Raw genomic sequence first — 18,150 nt, 5'->3', positions numbered from 1 at the left:
GGAGCGGCCGCGCAGTGGTTTGCGCACTCTTGGTGAGAACCCCCCAGCGCGTTTTACCTGGCCGCCCCTAGGGTGGAAGACACGAGCACCACAGAATACGGACTTTCTTTCCGAAAGCGACGTGGCCCGTCGCGTTGCCGCTGGGGGGTAGGCACGCGACGAGGAGCGTCACCAGGGAGGCCCCGCAGCGAGCACGCGCGGGGCCTCCCTACTGGTCACGTCCACTGCGGACCGGGGTCAGTCCTGCATCGCCGACTCGGGGATCGGCCGGCCTTCCCGCATGGCAGCGAACATCTCTTCGGCGCGGGCCTCGTCCCACAGCACTACCGAGCCGACGTCCAGTGTCGGGGTGGAGCCGACCGGGACCGCCGTAGTCGCGGGAGAGTCGCGCATGGCCAGCGCCAGCCACGCCAAGTCCATCAGGCTGTCGCCTTCGTCCACGCTGAACGTCGACGTGCCGCTGAGGACCAGCGGAATCGACCGGAACGGGTTGAACAGGGTGCTGGGGGCGGTGGCTTGTTGGATGAGGGCACTGAAGAACTCGCGCTGGCGTTGGATGCGGTCCAAGTCGGCGCGGGGGGTTGCCCGGGTCCGCACATAGCCCAGGGCGGTGGGGCCGTCCATCACCTGGCAGCCCGCTTCGATGTCCAAGCCGGCCTTGGGGTCTTCCATCGCTTCTTCCGGGCACAACTCTACCCCGCCCACGGCGTCGACGATGTCGACGAAACCCGCGAATCCGATCTCCACGTAGTGGTCGATCCGCACCCCGCTGGCCTGTTCGAAGGTGCGCACCAGGGTGGCGGGGCCGCCGCCGAGCGCCTCCGCGTAGGCGGCGTTGATCTTGTTGGCTCCGATGCCGGGGACCTCCACGTAAGAGTCGCGGGGCACGCTGATGATGGCGGGCCGGCCTTCGGTGGGCACGTAGAGCACCATGATCGTGTCGGTGCGCTTCCCCTCGGCTTTGCCGGTCCGCAACGCCTCCATGTCCTCGTCGCTGAGGCCTTCTCGGCTGTCGGATCCGACGATGAGGTAGGTGGTGCCCGGCTGGTCGTCGGGGCGGCCCTCGTAGGGGACCAGGGCTGCCACGCGGTTCAGGCGGGAGTTCGCCCACAGGTAGCCGACTGTGGGAAGCAGGAGGAGCAGCACCAGGACGAGCACCGCCGCTTTCTTGCGGCGCCGGGCCCGGCGTTCGCGCTCTCGGCGTTCCCATCCGCCGCTGTCCCGGCCCCGGCTGCGGGGGGTGGGGCGGCGGGGCGGGGTGCCGCTGGTCCGGGAGAGCCGTCGGGTCGCGGCAGCGTCCGATGCGGAGCGCGCCGCGGGTTCCGGCCGGTAGAGGCTGTCGATCCGGTCGGGGAGGCCACCGTCGGGGTTGCGTCGGAACACGCCGGTCCGGTCGTGGCTTCCCGACGATCCGCCGGGGGCGCGGTCGTAGGGGTGGGGTCTGTCAGCCATCGTGTCGCTCGCCTTTTCGTTGACGGCGGTTCGCCTGGTCGTTGTCCTTTTGGACGTGCCACATGCTATGTGGGTTCAATGCGGCGGCGTGCGGGTTGATGTCCGGATTCAGCGCAGCCGGTGCGCGCCGGGGGCGGGGTCGGCGACCCCCAGCAGCGGCGCAGACCAGCGGCGCGCGGTGAAAGCGGCGTGGATGCCCGCACGCACCGCGTCGACCCGTTCGGCGGGGACGAGAGCGGCCGCGCGGTGGCCAGAACCGGCCATGCGGGCGCCCCGTGCACCTTTGCGGACGGCGGTGTCCGCCGCAGTGTCCAGCCTGGGGCAGACCGTGGCGAAGGCGTCCCGCAGCGACAGGTGCCCCGCGTTGAGCGCGGGACCGATCTCCGCGGCGGAGCCTGCGCGCAGCAGGCCCACGACCGCGTTGACCCGGTGGGTTTCCGCGACCGCGTGCCTGATGCGGTGCCGCAGCGCCGCGTCGTCGATGCGGGCCAGGGCAGCGGCGAGGTCGGAGACTTCGCGCAGCGAGGACACGCCGAGGGCTCGGGCGGCCCGCGCGCATTCCTCCCGCCGCTGGGCGAGGGTCCGTTTCGGTAGCGGTCCGGTCCCGGCGTCCACGACGAGGAGCCGCAGTCCCGCTTGGGCAAGGGGCAGCGGTAGCAGGCGGCCGCGGCCCGTCCAGAAGTCGGCAAGGAACGCGTGGTCGGCGGTGGCGCGCAGCGCGGTGTCGGGGATGGCCTCGGCGGCATCCGGGACGAGGTGGTCGGCGAGGAGCTCCCGCGCGGTGCGGGCTAGCGCGGACCTATCTGCTGCGGCGTCCGCCCCCTGGTGGAGTTCGGTGGCGGCGAGCAGCACCGCGTAGGCGGCGGTGAGAGCCGGGGCAGCGTCGAACGGGCCGAGGTCGAGCATGATCTGCAGCCCGCGTCCCTGGTGCGCTGCTGCGGTGAGGACCGCGGGCAGTGCTGCCGCCCAGTCGGGGAGCCGGCGGGGGAGGCGCGGGGCGGTGAAGCGCACGGCACGGTTGGGGGACCGGGTAGTGCGGATGTCCACGGCGGGCGCTGGGGCGGGGGCGAGCGCGGCCGCGACTCCCCACGGGAGGGCGACCGACAGCACTCGTGCGTCGTGGCCGCCCGCATAGTCGCCGAGGAGGGGGAGTGTGGCGGGGGACCACCACACGCCGGCCGGGGCGCGGCCGTAGGCGGCGCGGAACGCGGTTTCCGCCCGGTCTGCGGCCCGGGATGCCGCGACCGTGGAAGCATCCACCGGAATTGGTTTTCGGTCGGACCTCAACAGCTTCACAGTGTCGTCCTCCCCGGTGACTCGGTGCGGCGCAGACCACAGACCCGCAGCTCATCGCGGGGCTGTGGGCGGGGGCGTCGTTGTTCACTGTAGGAGCGGGAAGAGAGCGCCCGGTCTACGCGGGGGAGGGCCGTGCCGCCTGGGTAGGGACAGAAGCGGCGTGTGTGGTGGAACACGCTGCTGGAGTGTGACGGAGGCATTACGTGTTGGTCACTTCCGAGCGGTTTCCGGGTTCTTTCGGTAGCGTGGTGGGAGGCGACGCGTTGCAGTGTTCGGCAGCGACCGGCTGCACCCGAGTGCCGTCACCGCGGACTGAGTCCCGACCGGAGCGGCCCGGCGACGGCAACCCAAACGGAACGGGGCGGCACGGCCTTAGAGCACGCTCCGCCGCTTTTCCGCGAGCCCGGTGCGATTCCCGCGTTTTCTCGCCGTCGAGGAGGAAACGGCGTTTCGCTGACCCCGCGATCCGGTCCCTCGCGGTCCGCCACACGCGTCGGCGAGCAACAGGGAGCGAAACGGCTATGCGCTGCGCACAGGGCATCGACCCCGATGTCCGATGCGCCGTGCACCCGGAGCGGTTTCCTGCCGAACAGCGCGGAGGGCGGACATGACCATTGAATTCAACCCCTCGAAGCGGGCCACCCTCGGAGTGGAGTGGGAACTGCAACTGGTGGACCGCGACAGCGGCCACCTGCGCCAGGACGCCCAGAAACTCCTGGAAGAACTCCCGGAGCTCAGTGGCGCCGAAAGCAACCCCCCGCTGCGCCATGAGCTGATGCAGAGCACGATCGAGGTGGTGACCGGCATCTGCGAGACCGTGGACGAAGTCAAGGAAGACCTCTCAGCCACGGTCGCACGGCTCACGCAGGCCGCGGACGGCCGCGGAATCGAACTGGCGTGCGCCGGCACCCACCCGATCGACGACTGGCGGGACCAAGAGTTCGCCCCGAGTCAGCGCTACAGCGAACTGATCGAACAGATGCAGTGGCTGGCCCGGCGCATCCTCACCTTCGGGGTCCATGTCCACGTGGGGGTGACCGACCGCGACAAGGTCATCCCCATCGTCAATGCGCTCTCCCGCTACCTGCCGCATTTTCTCGCGTTGACCGCGTCCAGCCCGTTCTGGAGCGGGCACGACACCGGACTGGCTTCCAGCCGTTCCATCGTCTTCGGTGCGCTGCCTACGGCGGGGCCGCCGCCGCGGCTCGCGCACTGGGGGGCGTTCGAGGAGTACATGGACACGCTGCTGCGGGCAGGCACCATCACCAGCATCAAAGAAGTGTGGTGGGACATCCGGCCGCATCCGGAGTTCGGCACGGTCGAGATCCGGATGTTCGACGGAATCCCCACGGTGCGCGAGGTGGGCATGGCCGCCGCGCTGTCGCAGAGCCTGGTGCAGTTGTTCGAGCAGCAGCTCGATCGGGGATACCGGCTGCCCAGTCCGTCGAGTTGGGTAGTCACCGACAACAAGTGGCGAGCCACCCGGTACGGGTTGGACGCCCGGATCATCATCGATGAGCGCGGGAGCACCGTCCCCCTGCGCGACGACCTGTACGAACTGCTCCATGAACTACGGCCGATCGCTGAGCGCCTGGGGTGTGCCGAAGACCTCGACGTGGTCGCGGAGATTCTCCACTACGGCGCATCCTACGAACGCCAGCGGGCCATTATCCGGCAGGGAGGCGTCCTCAAGGACGTAGTCGACGCGCTGGTCAAAGAGTTCCGGGCTGGGGCACCCGCGGTCGGGTCGAGCCATGGTCGAACAGATCCATCGAGAAATGGGGGTCCCTCGCATGCAGGGGCGTGACCTGCGCGAACAGTTGGCCGTGTTCCTGGCGCACCGGGAACGGGAGTTTGTCGAGTTCCGCCGCGACCTTCACCGGCATCCCGAGCTCGCTTTTGCGGAGCACCGCACGACGCAGCGGATCGAGGAGCGGCTCATCGACGCCGGGCTCAAACCGTTGCGTCTCCCCCAGGGCACCGGGTTGATCTGCGATATCGGTACCGGTGAGGGTCCGACGGTGGCACTGCGTGCCGACATTGACGCGCTGCCCCTCAACGACGAGAAGGACGTTCCCTACCGGTCTACTGTCCCGGGCGTGGCACACGCCTGCGGACACGACGTGCACACCACGATCGTGCTGGCCGCCGGCCTGTTCCTCGCCCAGCAGGAGCGGGCCGGTGCGCTGCCCGGCCGGGTCCGGCTGCTTTTCCAGCCGGCCGAGGAACTGCCGGGAGGGGCCCGCGAAGTGATCAACGCGGGCGGTTTGGAAGGGGTCGACCGGATTTTCGCGCTCCACTGCGACCCGCGGCTTCCCGTGGGGCAGGTGGGGCTCCGGTCGGGGCCGATTACCGCGGCCTGCGACCAGGTGCTGGTGCGGCTGTCCGGGCCTGGCGGGCACACCGCCCGGCCTCATTTGACCGCAGACCTGGTCTACGCCCTCAGCAAGATCGTCACTGAGCTGCCCGCCGCCCTGTCGCGGCGGGTGGACCCCCGAGCCGGGCTCAGCCTGGTATGGGGGCGGATCAGCGCCGGCTCCGCGCCCAACGCTATCCCCGACGACGGGGTGGTGGAGGGGACGCTGCGCTGCCTGGACGACGAGGCCTGGCATGCCGCCCCCGATGTGGTGAAGGAACTGCTGGACTCGGTGGTCGCCGCCTACGGTGTGCAGGCCGAACTGGACTACCGCAGAGGCGTGCCGCCCACCATCAATGAGCCGAACAGCGTGGAGATCTTCCGCGCTGCCTGCGTGCAGGTGCTGGGCGAGCAGGCGGTGGCAGCCACTCCGCAGAGCCTGGGCGGCGAGGACTTCGCCTGGTATTTGGAGACCACGCCGGGCGCGTATGCGCGGCTCGGCACCCACTGGGGGAATTCCGACCGTCCCATGCTCGACTTGCATCGCGGCACGTTCGACGTGGACGAGACCGCGATCGGGGTGGGGACACGGTTCATGGTCGCCACCGCGTTGGCCGCGCTCCGCGCCGAGCAGCGCGGCGGCCTGGACGACACCGCTGAAGCGGACTGACCAGGGAGGACGCGCGCCGCAGTATGCCAGGGTGCGGCGCGGTTCCGGTGGGAAGCTGATTTCCATGGATGCTAAGCCGACCCTGGAACAGATCCGCCGCGCCCCCAAAGTGCTGCTGCACGACCACCTCGACGGCGGGCTGCGGCCGCAGACGATCGTCGAACTCGCTGATGCTGCCGGCTATACCGACTTGCCGACCGACGACCCGGAAGAGCTGGGCGCCTGGTTTGTGGCGGCGGCCAATTCGGGGAGCCTCGAACGCTACCTGGAGACTTTTCGGCACACGGTCGCGGTGATGCAGACCCGGGAAGCGTTGGAGCGGGTCGCCGCCGAATGCGTGGAGGACTTGGCAGCAGACGGGATCGTCTACGCCGAGGTCCGTTACGCCCCAGAACAGCATCTGCGCGGCGGGCTGCGCCTGGAAGAGGTGGTGGAAGCCGTCCAGGCAGGGTTCGCGGAGGGAGTCCGGCGGGTGGCGCACCGCGGCGCGGTGATCCAGGTGCGGACGCTGCTGACCGCGATGCGGCAGGCGGCGCGCTCCCGGGAGATCGCCGAGCTTGTGGTGCGCTACCGGGACGAGGGCGTGGTGGGGTTCGACCTTGCCGGGCCCGAAGCGGGCTTTCCCCCCAGTCGGCACGTGGACGCGTGCACGTACCTGCGGCAGCAGAACGCGTATTTGACGATCCACGCGGGGGAGGCGTCCGGCCTGCCGTCGATCTGGGAGGCGCTGCAGTGGTGCGGTGCGGACCGGATAGGCCATGGGGTGCGCGTCGTCGAGGACATTGAGGCGGCGGACGAGCACCTGCACGGGGCACGGCTGGGGCGGCTCGCCTCCTATGTGCGGGACAAGCAGATCCCGCTCGAGATCTGCCCGAGTTCGAATGTGCAGACCGGGGCGGCTCCTTCGTTGGAAGCCCACCCGATCCATCTGCTGCACCGGCTGCGGTTCCGGGTCACGGTCAACACCGATAACCGGTTGTTGGGAGGAATTACGCTATCTGACGAGTTTGCCGCGCTGGTGGACACGTTCGGTTACGGGTGGGATGACTTGGAGAGTTTCACGGTGAACGCGATGAAGTCGGCTTTCGCGTCGTTCGATGAGCGGTTGGTGCTGGTCAACGGCCGGATCAAGCCGGGGTTTGCGCAGCTCAAGTGGGGCGGGCGGTGACGACGTTCCGGCAGCCTTTCTCCCACTTCATGGGGTGGGCGTGGCTGGTGATCTCCGCGCTCCTGCTCGTCGACCTGGTGGTGCGGGGCAAGGATTTCAGCGCGGTGGTGTCGGGTGCGGTCCTGCTCATCACGGTGGGGGTGGCCTACGTGGTGGCGATCCGCCCCAAGGTGGTGGCGACCGAGGACGGGGTCCGCCTGGTCAATCCGCTGCGGGAAGTCTTTGTGCCGTGGTCGGCTTTCACGTGGGCTGATGTCTCCGACGTGCTGCGGGTCCACGCCGACGACCAGGTGTTCCGCTCGTGGGCGGTGCGGGAGAACAAGCGCGCCGAGGTGCGGGAGAACCTGCGGCGGCTCAACGGCTACGGGGAGGGGCCGGACGACCCGCGTCAGATGCGTCCCGCCGAGCGGGTGGCGTGGACGCTGCGCTCCCAGGCGGAGCAGCGCAAGGCCCGCGCGGGGAAGGGGGCAGGTGCCGGGGCGGGGCCGACCGTGGCGTGGTCGCCGGATGCGGTGGCGTCTCTTGCGGTTCCGGTGGCGCTGTGGCTGGCGTCGCTGATCGTGATGTGATGGACGTCCCCTTGACCCCCACACCCAAGTCGGGTTAGGTTAGGCATGCCTAAAGAGAACGGGGTGGTTGTGGGGCGCGGACCACAACCGCTCGGCTGTCTCGGGTGAAACGCGGGTCGCCCGAGAACGGTGAGTACAGCCCGGCAAGGGTTGCGCGGATCAGCGCCGGGATGTACAGCGTCACAGACCGTCGGCACGGCACCGGTGCGGAAACATCTCGGCACGGGATGCTGCTCGCCACACCGCGCCAGGTGCCGACCCGGCGGATCGGGGCTCCGCGGCTTTCGGAGGGGAGGCGGACGTCCGCCACGACCATGCGGGCGTGGCGCTTCTCCTCCGAAAGCTGGGGCCGGAACTCTGCGCAGCCGGTTACCGCGGTTCACACGGCCGAGAACGCAGCGCCTGGACATAGTCGGCCGGCGCTCCGGCCTTCTGCGCTGCAGAAGCGATCATCTCCAGGTACCGGGCGGAAGGCAGCCCGCCCTCGTAGTCGTTGAGGATGTGGATCCACGCGGTCACCCCCCCGTTGAACAGGGTGGTTGCCCGCACTTTGATCCTGGAATACAGGCCGATGTCGCTCCCCTCCCAGCTGTCCAGCGCGTGCAGGTCCCGCTCGGTGACGTCGTAGAGCGCCACGAACACGCTGGACGTCACGTCCTCCACCACGGTGGCCAGAGCACCGTCGCCCTGCGCTCGGCCGCCGCCGAATGTCAGCCTCCAACCTTCCAGCCACCCGGTGTCCCACAGCGGGGAATGCGGCGCGCACCTGGCCATCTGATCCGGGTCGAGCGTGGTGGCGTATGCGGCGTAGAGGGGCACGGGGCCATGTTACGACCTCTTCTCCCTTTCGCGCCTGCCAAATCGCCGCTTGGGGATGCGCGACAATGGAGGGCACCGACCAGTAGGCGATACCGGCGCCCGCGGCCTACCCGGCTGGGGCGTGTCCACCACGAGCGGACCTCGCGGCCGAAGAACATTAAGGAGTGGATGGGACGTGACGAAGGTCGTCATTATCGGAGGCGGACCCGGAGGTTACGAGGCGGCCCTCGTCGCTGCGCAACTGGGAGCCGACGTCACGGTCATCGAACGCGACGGTATCGGTGGTGCATCCGTACTCACCGACTGCGTACCCTCCAAAACACTGATCGCCACGTCCGTGCGCACCTCGTACGTCAAAGAGGCAGCGACACTGGGTATCAACGTGGGCAACGAACCCGAGGACAAAGACCTTGTCCGGGTCGAGCTCAAAACCGTCAATGCGCGAGTCAAACGCTTGGCGCAAGCCCAGTCGGTCGACACCGCGAACCGGCTGAGGACGGAAGGCGTCGAGATCATCATCGGCGAGGCCAGACTGGTCGATCCGCACATCGTCGCCGTCGGCGACGAGCGGATCCGCGCCGATGTCGTGCTCATCGCTACCGGGGCGCATCCGCGCGAACTGCCCACGGCCCGCCCGGACGGTGAGCGCATCCTCACCTGGCGGCAGTTGTACGACCTCAACGAGCTGCCTGAGAAACTTATCGTGGTTGGATCCGGAGTGACCGGGGCCGAGTTCGCCAACGCCTACCAGGCCCTCGGATCCGACGTGACCCTCGTCTCCTCCCGGGACCGGGTCATGCCCACCCAGGATGCGGACGCTGCCCGCGTGCTGGAAGACGTGTTTGCCCGCCGCGGCATGACCGTGCTGGGGAACTCCCGCGCCGAGTCGGTGACCCGCACCGATGCCGGGGTGCTGGTCCGGCTCACCGACGGCCGGGTCATTGAAGGCAGCCACTGCCTCATGACGGTCGGCATGGTGCCCAACACCGCCAACCTCGGCCTGGAAGAAGCGGGAATCCGGCTGGACGAGCGGGGTTTCGTCCAAGTCGACCGGGTGTCGCGGACCTCCACCCCCGGGGTGTATGCAGCCGGGGACTGCACCGGCGTCAACATGCTTGCCTCCGTGGCCGCCATGCAGGGGCGGATCGCGATGTGGCATGCGCTCGGGGCTGCCGTGTCCCCGCTGCGCCTGTCCACTGTCGCTTCCACGGTGTTCACCCATCCCGAGCTCGCCGCAGTCGGCGCTACCGAGGACGACGTGGTGTCGGGCCGGGTGGACGGCCGCATCGTCAAACTGCCGCTGGCCACCAACCCGCGCGCCAAGATGCACAACACGCGCGACGGCTTCGTCAAGCTCATCTGCCGCCAGCACACCGGGATCGTGCTCGGCGGCGTTATTGTCGGTCCGCGAGCCAGCGAGCTCATCCTCGCGGTCTCCCTGGCGGTCCAGCAGCGGCTCACCGTCGACGACGTCGCGCACACGTTCGCGGTCTACCCGTCGCTGTCGGGAAGCGTGACCGAGGCGGCCCGCTCCCTCATGCAGGGCTTCCCTGAATAGGGAGCAGCGCGGGGCGCGACTCCTGCCCGAGGAGAAAGGGGTCCCGGCCGGATCAGCCGAGACCCCTACGCTGCCTGGTGTGCCGGAGACCGACGGTCAGAAGTCGCCGAAACCGCCAAAGTCTCCTCCGTCGAATCCGCCGCCGCCGAAGTCGCTGAAACCGCCTCCGTCGCCGCCGAAGTCGCCGAAGCCTCCGTCGTCACCACCGAAGTCGTCCATGCCAGCGCCCATACCGGCGCCCAGCATGCTGGCTCCCATCATCGAGCCCATCATGTTGCCGATCATCATGCCGGTGAACATGCCCATCATCATGTCCATACCGAAGTAGCCGCCCGCGTACGGCGCATAGGCGGGGCCCGCGTCGTAGTAGGCCACCCGGCGGCCGCCCATGTCGACCATGCGCACATCGGGGTGCATGCCGGACAGGACAGCGCTGGCGCAGGCCTGGCATGCCGGAACCGAGCGGACTGCGCCGCCCGGGGGCGCCCAGTCGATGTCCCGCACCGACGGGCCGTGCTGCGGGTTGAAGAAGCAGGGGGCGCGGCGCTCCGGCACCGGTTCACCCGCCAGCCGGGCGCGGGTCGCGGTCATGTAGTAGCGGCCGTCTTCCAAAGCGTTGGTCACCCGCTGGATCTCGTCGGCGCGGGTGATGGTCTCCAGCTCCGCCTTGGCCCGGTCGTAGGCGTTCAGCGCTTTGGCGTAGTCCTCGCGGGTCGCCTCGTCGGCTGTGCTGAGGTCGAGGTCGAGGCGGGCGATGTCCTCGCCGAGCAGGGTCACGTCCTCGGCGACAGCCTTCTTGACTTCCGCCAGCTCCCGGGCTGCCTGGGCTTCCCGCTTCTTCTTCGACCGGTAGAGGAAGAAGCCGGTGCCGACGATGGCGAGGATGAACAGGCCCAGCAGCACCATGCCGAAGATGCCCGAGGCTGCGGCCGCGTCCGCTTGGGCTTCGGCTTCGTTGGCGAAAGCCACGGCTGCGTCGGGGACGGTGCTCATCCGCTGGGCGGCCTCCTCGGCCGCGGCGACATCGGAGGGAGAGAGCACGGTGGAGTCAGCCGCGGTGGTGTTGCCGATGAAGACCAGGTAGGAGCCGTCGCCGACGTCTTGCTGCACTTCCGCCATGAAGGAGCCGAGCTCCGCCTGCGACGTGAACTCTTCTTCGGGGAAGACGACAAAGTAGACCGGGGTGTCGACGTTCTCCGCGGCCTGGCTCATCAGTTCCGCGTCGCGGTCGGTGACACCGGTGGCGTCCGGGTCGATGTAGACGTGGGAGCTGTTCAGCGCGTCGGCGACTTCGTCCACGCTGGGGTCCGCGTATGCGGGTGCGGCAGCCACGGCGGCAGCGGCCACCGCGGCGAGTGTGGTGATTGCTAGTCGGCGCACCATGATCCGTCCGTTCCTCTCGCCTCTCTCACCTATGACGACGAATGGGGTGGGGGTTTGGGTTCCCGCGCGGGCGGTCCATGACCGCGCAAGCTCGGAAAAGCCGGCGGGAGCCGTGCCGGGCGGTTGTGCTGCTGCGCCCGTGCGAGGGAGCGGGGGAGCCTTACCTCGTGGCGTCTATCTTCCTCGCTGCGGGCCCAGGGCGGCCAGGGCGAGAGGACATCCACCTCGGGCGGGAGTGCGCGCAGGCCGGGCGGGCCGCTGGACGGTCCGCCCGGCCTGGTGAGGAGCGCTACGGGTCAGGAGCTTTTGATCTCGCAGATCACCGCGCCGTTTCCGACGGTCTCGCCGGCGCTCACCGACAGGCCGGTGACGGTACCGGACTTGTGCGCGGTCAACGGCTGCTCCATCTTCATGGCTTCGATGACGACGATCGTGTCGCCTTCCGAAACCTCCTGGCCGTCGGAAGCCACGACTTTGACGATCGTGCCCTGCATCGGGCTGACCAGGGCGTCGCCGCTCACCGCTGCCGCGGACTTCTTCCGTGAGCCGCCGCGTTTGCCCGACTTCTTCGCGGGGGCGGAAGCGGACAGGTCCGCACCCAAGCCGGCAGGCAGGACCACTTCGAGCCGTTTGCCGTCGACTTCGACGGTGACCTTCTCCCGTTCCGCGGCTTCGGTCTGCTCCACGTCGCCCGAGAACGGCTCGATCACCCCGTCGAATTCGGTTTCGATCCACCGGGTGTGCACGCTGAACGGCTGCTCCGGGTCGGCCGGGGCGAACGCCGGGTGGCGGACGACCGCCTGGTGGAACGGGATCACGGTGGGCATGCCGCCGACTTCGAACTCGGCGAGGGCGCGCCGCGCCCGCTCCAGGGCTTCGGTGCGGGTCCGGCCGGTGACGATGAGCTTGGCCACCATCGAGTCGAACGCCTGCGGCACGGTGAAACCGGGCTCGCAGCCGGTGTCTACGCGCACGCCCGGTCCGCCGGGCAGCCGCATCGACGTGATCGTGCCGGGGGCGGGCATGAAGTTGCGGCCGGCGTCTTCGGCGTTGATGCGGAACTCGAAGGAGTGGCCGCGTACCTCAGGGTCGTCGTAGCCCAGTTCTTCCCCGGCTGCGATGCGGAACATCTCCCGCACCAGGTCGATACCGGTGACTTCTTCGGTGACCGGGTGCTCCACTTGCAGGCGGGTGTTGACTTCCAGGAAGGAGATGGTGCCGTCGGCGCCGACCAGGAACTCGCAGGTGCCCGCGCCGACGTAGCCGGCCTCCCGCAGGATCGCCTTGGAGGAGGAGTACAGCAGTTCCACCTGCTCGTCGGTGAGGAAGGGGGCGGGGGCCTCTTCGACCAGCTTCTGGTGGCGGCGCTGGAGCGAGCAGTCGCGCGTGGAGACCACGACCACGTTGCCGTGGGCGTCGGCCAGGCACTGGGTCTCCACGTGGCGCGGCCGGTCCAGGTAGCGTTCCACGAAGCATTCGCCGCGGCCGAATGCGGTGACTGCTTCACGTACCGCCGACTCGTACAGGTCGGGGATCTCCTCCATGGTGCGGGCGACCTTCAGGCCGCGCCCACCGCCGCCGAACGCGGCTTTGATTGCGATGGGCAGGCCGTGCTGCTCGGCGAAGGCCAGCACTTCGTCGACGCCGGACACCGGGTCCGGGGTGCCCGCGACCAGCGGCGCGCCGACCTTTTGCGCGATGTGGCGGGCCTTGACCTTGTCGCCCAGGGCGGTGATCGCCTCGGGGGGAGGGCCGATCCAGGTCAGTCCAGCGTCGATCACGGCCTGGGCGAAGTCAGCGTTTTCTGCGAGAAATCCGTAGCCGGGGTGGACGGCGTCCGCCCCCGACTTGGCCGCGATCGCCAGGATCTTGTCGATGTCGAGGTAGCTGTCGGCGGGGGTCTGCCCGCCGAGGGCGTAGGCTTCGTCGGCGACTTTGACGTGGAGCGCGTCGATGTCGGGTTCGGCGTAGACCGCGACGCTGCCGAGGCCTGCGTCCCGGCAGGCGCGCGCCACCCGGACAGCGATCTCGCCTCGGTTGGCGATGAGAACTTTACGCACGGTCGAACATTCCTCCTGGAGGGGCATCGGGCGTCGATGCCGTGGGCAAGTCTGCGGGCTGCAGGCCCGCAGCGGGGTGCGGGCAGAGGGGCCGGCGGGTTATCCCGGGTGGAAGCTGCGGCGCCAGGCGTCAGGGCTGGGCCGCGGCGGCACGCCGAGCAACCGGGCGCGGTCGCGCCAGCCTGAGCGGGGGGCAGCGCCCGCGGCCCGGCTGCGGGCGGCCTGGATGGCCCGGGCGCGGGCGGTGAGGACTGCGACGAGCGCCGCCGTCTCCTCAGGTGTGGGGGAGCCCCGCACGACCCGCAGGAAGGGGGCGGGAGTGGGCTGGGTGTGGTCGCTGGTCATCAGAGTGGGATATTCCCGTGCTTCTTGGGCGGGAGCTGCTTGCGTTTGCCGCGCAGCGCACGCAGGGCTTTGATGACGGACGTGCGGGTTTCCGACGGCATGATGACGCTGTCGACGTAGCCCCGTTCGGCCGCGCTGTACGGGTTGAGCAGAGTGTCTTCGTATTCGGCGATGAGCTGGGCGCGGGTCGCTTCGACGTCGTCGGCGGCGGCGAGGGTACGCCGGTGCAGGATGTTGACGGCACCCTGGGCTCCCATGACCGCGATCTGCGCGGTCGGCCACGCCAGGTTGATGTCTGCACCCAGGTGCTTGGAGCCCATGACGTCGTAGGCGCCGCCGAACGCTTTGCGGGTGATGATGGTCACCAGGGGGACGGTCGCCTCAGCGTAGGCGTAGAGCAGTTTGGCGCCGCGCCGGATGATGCCGCCGAACTCCTGGTCGGTTCCGGGCAGGAAGCCGGGGACGTCGACCAGGGTCAGCACGGGGATGTTGAAGGCGTCGCAGGTGCGGACGAACCGGGCGGCTTTCTCGGAGGCGTCGATGTCCAGGCAGCCCGCGAGGTTCATCGGCTGGTTGGCGACGACACCCACCGGGTGGCCTTCGACCCGGCCGAAGCCCACGATGATGTTCTGCGCGAACAGTTCGTGGACTTCCAGGAACTCCCCGTCGTCCACGATGTGTTCGATGACGCGGCGCATGTCGTAGGGCTGGTTGGCCGAGTCGGGGATGAAGGTGTCCAGCTCCCGGTCTTCCTCGGTCACCTCCAGGGTCACCTGGACGGGTTCGACGGGCGGCTCGTCCAGGTTGTTGGAGGGCAGGTAGGACAGCAGCGCCTTGACGTACTCCAGGGCGTCGTGCTCGTCGGAGGCCATGTAGTGGGCCACGCCCGACTTGGTGTTGTGGGTGCGTGCGCCGCCCAGCTCCTCCATGGTGACGTCTTCACCGGTGACCGTCTTGATGACGTCGGGCCCGGTGATGAACATCTGGGAGGTCTGGTCGACCATGACGATGAAGTCGGTGAGGGCGGGCGAGTAGACGTGGCCGCCTGCTGCTGCCCCCATGACGAGCGAGATCTGGGGGATGACCCCGGAGGCGTGGGTGTTGCGTTTGAAAATCTCGGCGTAGAGGCCCAGCGCCACCACGCCCTCTTGGATGCGCGCGCCGCCGCCTTCGTTGATGCCGATGACCGGGCAGCCGGTTTTGAGCGCATGGTCGAGGACTTTGACGATCTTCTCGCCGTAGACCTCGCCGAGGGAACCGCCGAAGACGGTGACGTCCTGGCTGAACACGGCGACCGGCCGGCCGTCGATGGTGCCGTAGCCGGTGACGACGCCGTCGCCGTAGGGGCGGTTCTTCTCCAAGCCGAAGTTGGTGGACCGGTGACGCGCGAAGGCGTCGAACTCCACGAAGGAGCCCGGGTCGAGCAGGGCGTCGATGCGCTCGCGGGCGGTCATCTTGCCCTTGGCGTGCTGTTTTGCTACGGCTCGTTCGGAGCCTGCGTGGACCGCCTCGTAGCGGCGTCGCTGCAGGTCTGCGAGTTTGCCCGCGGTGGTGCGAATGTCGATCTGGTCCGCGGGCAGCGGTTCAGGGGCTTGGGTCGCCATAAGGCCTCAGAGTATTAGTCCGGTTCTTCGTTCAACTGGGGAGATACGGGTTACTCATCGGTGGTGTCGGTGCGCGGGTCTTTGACCTGGCACATTCCGTCTCCACGGGACTTCTTTTGATGATAACAGTTCTCATGTTTATCGCTCGAGGTGCCTACGCTGCGCGATAAAAAGAACACCCCTACGTTCAAGTGGAGTAGACCAATCTGGGTATCGTCTGTGCCATGACACGCGACAGCGCCCGCCAGGAGATGCCCGACCAGCTTCGCCGCGACGTCCGGTTGCTCGGCGAAATGCTCGGCACCGTACTTGCCGAGAGTGGCGGTCAAGACCTGCTTGACGATGTGGAACGACTCCGCCGCGCCGTCATCGGAGCTCGCGAGGGGACGGTCGAGGGCAAAGAGATCACCGAGCTCGTCGCCTCGTGGCCACTGGAACGCGCCAAGCAGGTGGCGCGTGCCTTCACCGTCTACTTCCACCTGGTCAACCTGGCTGAAGAGCACCACCGTATGCGCGCCCTGCGGGAACGCGACGACGCGGCCAAACCGCAGCGCGAATCGCTGGCTGCCGCAGTGCACTCCATCCGCGAAGACGCCGGGCCAGAGCGGCTGCGCGAACTCATCGCGGGCATGGAATTCCACCCGGTCCTGACCGCGCACCCCACCGAAGCGCGCCGTCGCGCCGTCTCCACCGCGATCCAGCGCATCAGTGCCCAACTGGAACGCCTGCACGCGGCCCACCCGGGAAGCGGCGCCGAAGCCGAGGCGCGTCGCAGACTCCTCGAAGAAATCGACCTGCTGTGGCGAACATCACAGCTCCGCTATACGAAGATGGACCCGCTCGACGAAGTGCGGACCGCCATGGCCGCCTTCGACGAGACCATCTTCACCGTCATCCCCGAGGTCTACCGCAGCCTCGACCGGGCGCTCGACCCCGAAGGCTGCGGACGGCGCCCCGCGCTGGCGAAAGCCTTCGTCCGCTACGGCAGTTGGATCGGCGGTGACCGCGACGGCAACCCCTTCGTCACCCACGAAGTGACGCGGGAAGCCATCACCATCCAGTCCGAGCACGTGCTGCGCGCCCTGGAAAACGCCTGCGAACGCATCGGCCGCACCCACACCGAGTACACCGGCCTCACCCCGCCCAGCGCGGAACTGCGCGCCGCGCTGAGCAGCGCCCGGGCTGCCTACCCGCGCCTGATGCAGGAGATCATCAAGCGCTCGCCCAACGAACCCCACCGCCAGCTCCTGCTGCTCGCCGCGGAACGGCTCCGCGCCACCCGGCTGCGCAACGCCGACCTCGGCTACCCCAACCCGGAAGCGTTCCTCGCCGACCTGCGGACCGTCCAAGAGTCGCTTGCTGCCGCGGGCGCTGTGCGCCAAGCCTACGGCGAACTCCAAAACCTCATCTGGCAGGCCGAAACCTTCGGCTTCCACCTCGCGGAACTGGAAATCCGCCAGCACAGCGCAGTCCACGCCGCCGCACTCAAGGAGATACGCGCTGGCGGGGAACTGTCCGAACGTACCGAGGAAGTCCTCGCCACCCTGCGGGTCGTCGCCTGGATTCAGGAGCGGTTCGGCGTGGAAGCATGCCGCCGCTACATCGTCAGCTTCACCCAGTCCGCTGACGACATCGCCGCCGTCTACGAGCTCGCCGAGCACGCCATGCCCCCGGGCAAGGCGCCCATCCTCGACGTCATCCCGCTCTTCGAAACCGGTGCCGACCTGGACGCGGCCCCCCAGGTCCTCGACGGCATGCTCCGCCTGCCCGCCGTCCAGCGCCGCCTCGAGCAGACCGGCCGCCGCATGGAAGTCATGCTCGGCTACAGCGACTCCGCCAAGGACGTCGGCCCGGTCAGCGCCACCCTGCGGCTCTACGACGCCCAGGCGCGGCTGGCCGAATGGGCGCGCGAGCACGACATCAAACTCACCCTGTTCCACGGCCGCGGCGGTGCCCTGGGCCGCGGCGGCGGGCCCGCCAACCGGGCCGTCCTCGCCCAGGCCCCCGGATCGGTGGACGGCCGCTTCAAGGTCACCGAGCAGGGCGAAGTCATCTTCGCCCGCTACGGTCAGCGGGCGATCGCCCACCGCCACATCGAACAGGTGGGCCACGCCGTGCTCATGGCCTCCACCGAAAGCGTGCAGCGGAGAGCCGCCGAGGCAGCCGCCCGGTTCCGCGGTATGGCTGACCGCATCGCCGAAGCCGCCCACGCCGCCTACCGCGCCCTCGTCGACACTGAAGGGTTCGCGGAGTGGTTCTCCCGGGTCAGCCCGTTGGAGGAGCTGAGTGAGCTGCGGCTGGGGTCGCGTCCGGCGCGCCGCTCGGCTGCCCGCGGCCTCGACGACCTCCGCGCTATCCCGTGGGTGTTCGCCTGGACCCAGACCCGGGTCAATCTGCCTGGCTGGTACGGGCTCGGCAGCGGCCTGGCCGCGGTCGACGACCTGGAAGCGCTGCACACCGCCTACAAGGAGTGGCCGCTGTTCGCCTCGCTGCTGGACAACGCCGAGATGAGCCTGGCCAAGACCGACCGGGTGATCGCCGAGCGCTACCTCGCGCTGGGCGGGCGTCCAGAGCTCACCGAACAGGTCCTCGCCGAATACGACCGCACCCGGGAACTGGTCCTCAAAGTCACGCGGCACACCCGCCTCCTCGAGAACCGCCGGGTGCTGTCCCGCGCGGTCGACCTGCGCAACCCCTACGTGGACGCCCTTTCGCACCTGCAGCTGCGTGCTCTGGAAGCCCTGCGCACCGGGGAAGCCGACCGGCTGTCCGAGGAGGACCGCAACCACCTGGAACGGCTCCTGCTGCTCTCGGTCAACGGTGTGGCCGCAGGGCTCCAGAACACTGGGTGAGCGCCGAGCTGCGGCAAT

General features: G+C 68.9%; 13 protein-coding genes. 6 read left to right on the top strand and 7 right to left on the bottom strand.

Annotated elements, in window-relative coordinates; all coding sequences use genetic code 11:
• Nucleotides 1-237: 237 nt before the first annotated feature.
• Together CW348_RS12105 and CW348_RS12100 are read right to left on the bottom strand one after the other, a co-directional pair.
• The gene (locus CW348_RS12105) at nt 238-1,452 is read right to left on the bottom strand and encodes an LCP family protein (protein ID WP_104612878.1); all 1,215 of its coding nucleotides are present in this window, start codon (nt 1,450-1,452) and stop codon (nt 238-240) included.
• 108 nt (nt 1,453-1,560) lie between these two features.
• The gene (locus CW348_RS12100) at nt 1,561-2,712 is read right to left on the bottom strand and encodes a galactokinase (protein ID WP_016189208.1); all 1,152 of its coding nucleotides are present in this window, start codon (nt 2,710-2,712) and stop codon (nt 1,561-1,563) included.
• A 643-nt stretch (nt 2,713-3,355) separates the two neighbouring features.
• Between CW348_RS12100 and CW348_RS12095 the strand changes: the two genes are divergently transcribed.
• The 4 genes from CW348_RS12095 to CW348_RS12080 all read left to right on the top strand — a co-directional run bounded on the left by CW348_RS12095 (nt 3,356) and on the right by CW348_RS12080 (nt 7,511).
• Entirely contained in the window at nt 3,356-4,555 is a 1,200-nt protein-coding gene (locus CW348_RS12095; protein ID WP_011292988.1) for a glutamate--cysteine ligase, read from the top strand.
• A complete protein-coding gene (locus CW348_RS12090; protein WP_011292987.1) occupies nt 4,542-5,774 on the top strand; it encodes a M20 family metallopeptidase in 1,233 nt (410 codons plus the stop codon). The genes CW348_RS12095 and CW348_RS12090 overlap by 14 nt, the downstream gene beginning before the upstream one ends.
• Nucleotides 5,775-5,838: 64 nt before the next feature.
• Nucleotides 5,839-6,942, top strand: coding sequence for an adenosine deaminase (locus CW348_RS12085; protein WP_011292986.1), 1,104 nt, complete (start codon nt 5,839-5,841; stop codon nt 6,940-6,942).
• Nucleotides 6,939-7,511 (top strand): PH domain-containing protein, encoded by a 573-nt coding sequence (locus CW348_RS12080; protein WP_011292985.1) that lies wholly within the window; start codon nt 6,939-6,941, stop codon nt 7,509-7,511. Before CW348_RS12085 ends, CW348_RS12080 begins: the two co-directional genes overlap by 4 nt.
• A 369-nt stretch (nt 7,512-7,880) precedes the next feature.
• Here CW348_RS12080 and CW348_RS12075 read toward each other — a convergent pair whose 3' ends face one another.
• Nucleotides 7,881-8,330, bottom strand: coding sequence for a gamma-glutamylcyclotransferase (locus tag CW348_RS12075; RefSeq protein ID WP_104612877.1), 450 nt, complete (start codon nt 8,328-8,330; stop codon nt 7,881-7,883).
• 175 nt (nt 8,331-8,505) lie between these two features.
• Here CW348_RS12075 and CW348_RS12070 point away from each other — a divergent pair, with 175 nt between their 5' ends.
• The gene (locus CW348_RS12070; RefSeq protein ID WP_011292982.1) at nt 8,506-9,888 is read left to right on the top strand and encodes an NAD(P)H-quinone dehydrogenase; all 1,383 of its coding nucleotides are present in this window, start codon (nt 8,506-8,508) and stop codon (nt 9,886-9,888) included.
• Nucleotides 9,889-9,984: 96 nt separating this feature from the next.
• Here the strand turns inward: CW348_RS12070 and CW348_RS12065 are convergent, their stop codons facing one another.
• From CW348_RS12065 to CW348_RS12050, 4 genes are all read right to left on the bottom strand, one after another.
• A complete protein-coding gene (locus tag CW348_RS12065; protein ID WP_011292981.1) occupies nt 9,985-11,271 on the bottom strand; it encodes a hypothetical protein in 1,287 nt (428 codons plus the stop codon).
• A 296-nt stretch (nt 11,272-11,567) separates the two neighbouring features.
• A complete protein-coding gene (locus CW348_RS12060; RefSeq protein ID WP_011292980.1) occupies nt 11,568-13,331 on the bottom strand; it encodes a biotin carboxylase N-terminal domain-containing protein in 1,764 nt (587 codons plus the stop codon).
• Nucleotides 13,332-13,430: 99 nt separating this feature from the next.
• On the bottom strand, nt 13,431-13,676 hold the full coding sequence (locus tag CW348_RS12055; RefSeq protein WP_011292979.1) for an acyl-CoA carboxylase subunit epsilon: 246 nt from the start codon (nt 13,674-13,676) through the stop codon (nt 13,431-13,433).
• Complete coding sequence (locus CW348_RS12050) at nt 13,676-15,280, bottom strand: acyl-CoA carboxylase subunit beta (protein WP_011292978.1); 1,605 nt, start codon at nt 15,278-15,280, stop codon at nt 13,676-13,678. Before CW348_RS12050 ends, CW348_RS12055 begins: the two co-directional genes overlap by 1 nt.
• A 251-nt stretch (nt 15,281-15,531) precedes the next feature.
• Between CW348_RS12050 and CW348_RS12045 the strand changes: the two genes are divergently transcribed.
• Nucleotides 15,532-18,132, top strand: a complete 2,601-nt coding sequence (locus CW348_RS12045) for a phosphoenolpyruvate carboxylase (RefSeq protein ID WP_219821492.1) — start codon at nt 15,532-15,534, stop codon at nt 18,130-18,132.
• Nucleotides 18,133-18,150 lie beyond the last annotated feature (18 nt).

This window comes from Thermobifida sp., from assembly GCF_017577275.1.
Taxonomy (GTDB): Bacteria; Actinomycetota; Actinomycetes; order Streptosporangiales; family Streptosporangiaceae; genus Thermobifida; species Thermobifida fusca.
The sequence above is the reverse complement of the archived record's forward strand: the minus strand, read 5'-3'. Positions and strand labels throughout refer to the sequence as shown.